Origin of the sequence: Streptomyces sp. NPDC006265 (genome assembly GCF_040613555.1) — a bacterium.
In the GTDB taxonomy this organism is placed as follows: Bacteria; Actinomycetota; Actinomycetes; order Streptomycetales; family Streptomycetaceae; genus Streptomyces.
In genome coordinates, this window is the sequence record NZ_JBEXSH010001112.1 from 1 (window position 1) to 2,474 (window position 2,474).

Consider the following 2,474-nt stretch of genomic DNA (forward strand, 5'->3'; position numbering starts at 1 on the left):
AGGACTTCGACCGGGCGGACGCCTTTCTCGTCATCGGGTCGAACATGGCCGACTGCCATCCGATTCTCTTCCTGCGGATGATGGAGCGGGTCAAGGCGGGCGCCAAGCTGATCGTCGTCGATCCGCGGCGGACCGCGACCGCCGCCAAGGCCGATCTGTTCCTCCAGGTCAGGCCGGGCACCGACCTCGCGCTCCTGAACGGCCTGCTGCGGCTGCTGCACGAGGGCGGGCGCGTGGACGAGGAGTTCGTCGCCGCGCACACCGAGGGCTGGGAGGCGCTTCCCGGGTTCCTCGCCGACTACGCCCCGGACGCGGTCGCGGAGATCACCGGGATCGCGGAGGTCGATCTGCGGGAGGCCGCCCGGATCCTCGGCGCGGCGGGCAACCGGTGGATGAGCTGCTGGACCATGGGCCTGAACCAGTCCACGCACGGCACCTGGAACACCAACGCCCTGGTCAATCTGCATCTGGCGACGGGGGCGATCTGCCGTCCGGGCGCCGGACCGTTCTCCCTGACTGGGCAGCCCAACGCCATGGGCGGGCGCGAGATGGGCTATATGGGGCCGGGGCTGCCGGGGCAGCGGTCGGTCCTCGTCGACGAGGAGCGGGCGTTCACCGAGGAGGTGTGGGAGCTGCCGCCGGGGACGCTGCGGGCCGACGGGGCGGGACAGGGCACCGTCGACATGTTCCGGCGGATGGCCGACCGGGAGATCAAGGCCTGCTGGATCCTCTGCACCAACCCGGTCGCCTCGGTCGCCAATCGCCGAACGGTCATCGAGGGGCTGGAAGCGGCCGAGTTCGTCGTCACGCAGGACGTGTTCGCCGACACCGAGACGAACGCGTACGCCGATGTCGTCCTGCCCGGCGCGATGTGGACCGAGGCGGAGGGCGTCTTCGTCAACAGCGAGCGCAACCTCACCCTGGCCCGGGCCGCCGCGGACCCGCCCGGGGAGGCGATGGCCGACTGGCGGATCATCGCGGAGGTGGCGTGCGCGATGGGGTACGAGAAGGGGTTCTCGTACGACAGCGCCGAGCAGGTCTTCGAGGAGATCCGGCGGTTCTTCAACCCCGGGACGGGGTGGGATCTGCGCGGGGTCACGTACGAGCGGCTGCGGGAGACGCCCGTGCAGTGGCCGGCCGCGCGGGAGGACGGGCCGGAGCGCAATCCGGTCCGGTACGTGGGAGACGACGGGCTGCGCTTTCCGACGGCTTCCGGGCGGGCCGTGTTCTTCGCGCGGCCGCATCTGCCCGCCGCGGAGATGCCGGACGACGACTATCCGTTCGTGCTCAACACCGGGCGGGTGCAGCACCAGTGGCACACGCTCACCAAGACGGGGAAGGTCGCCAAGCTCACCAAGCTGAATCCGGGGCCGTTCGTGGAGCTGCACCCCGAGGACGCCTCGGCGCTCGGGGCCGTGGACGGCGATCTCGTGGAGGTGGCATCGCGGCGCGGGCGGGCGGTGCTGCCGGCGGTGGTGACCGACCGGGTACGGCCGGGGGGCTGCTTCGCGCCGTTCCACTGGAACGACCTGTTCGGCGAGTACCTGAGCATCAACGCGGTGACGAGCGACGCGGTGGATCCGCTGTCGTTCCAGCCGGAGTTCAAGGTGTGCGCGGTGTCGCTCGCGAAGGTGGCGTCGCCGACACCCGCGTCGCCGGTGAAGGCGGCTTCCCCGGCGACCGCGCCGGAGGCACCGGCCCTGATCCCCACGACCGTGACGCCGGGCGGCGCCGATCCCTTCGGCATCGAGCCCTCCCCTCCCCCAGTGCTCTCCGCCCAGGAGCGCCGGTACCTCACCGGCTTCCTCGCGGGGCTCGGCTCGGGCGCCCCCGGGGTGCCGGTGCTGCCGCCCGACGCGCCCTTCTCGCCCGAGCACGCGCTGTGGGTGAACGGGGTCCTGGCCGGCATGTACTCACGGACCGGGGCGGCGGTGCCGCAGGACCGGCCCGCGGGACGGGAGATCGTCGTGCTGTGGGCCTCGCAGACCGGGAACGCGGAGGAGTTCGCCACCGCCACCGCCGAGCGGCTGACCTCGACCGGGCACCGTACGACGCTCCTCGGCATGGACGACGCCGACCTCGGGACGCTCGCCCGCACGGCGGACCTGCTGTTCATCACCAGCACCTTCGGGGACGGCGACGCGCCCGACAACGGCTCCGGCTTCTGGGACGCGCTCTCCGGCGAGCGGGCCCCGCGGCTGGACGGGGTGCGGTACGCCGTGCTGGCCTTCGGCGACTCCTCGTACGACGACTTCTGCGGGCACGGGCGGCGGCTGGACGCGCGGCTCGACGAGCTGGGCGGGGTGCGGCTGGCCCCGCGCACGGACTGTGAGCCGGACTTCGAGCCGTCCGCCGGGAAGTGGCTCGACCAGGTGCTGTCGGCGCTGGGTGAGCGGTCCGCCGCCCCGGCCCCACGCGGTTAGCCACCCGCCCCGCCCGACGCGGTCAGCCCCCCGCCCTGGCCCCGCGTGGTG

At 72.9% G+C, this 2,474-nt stretch carries 1 pseudogene; it reads left to right on the top strand.

The window, feature by feature from the left end:
• Window positions 1-2,390: pseudogene (locus tag ABZ281_RS45895) on the top strand (molybdopterin-dependent oxidoreductase); the annotation flags it as partial.
• Window positions 2,391-2,474 lie beyond the last annotated feature (84 nt).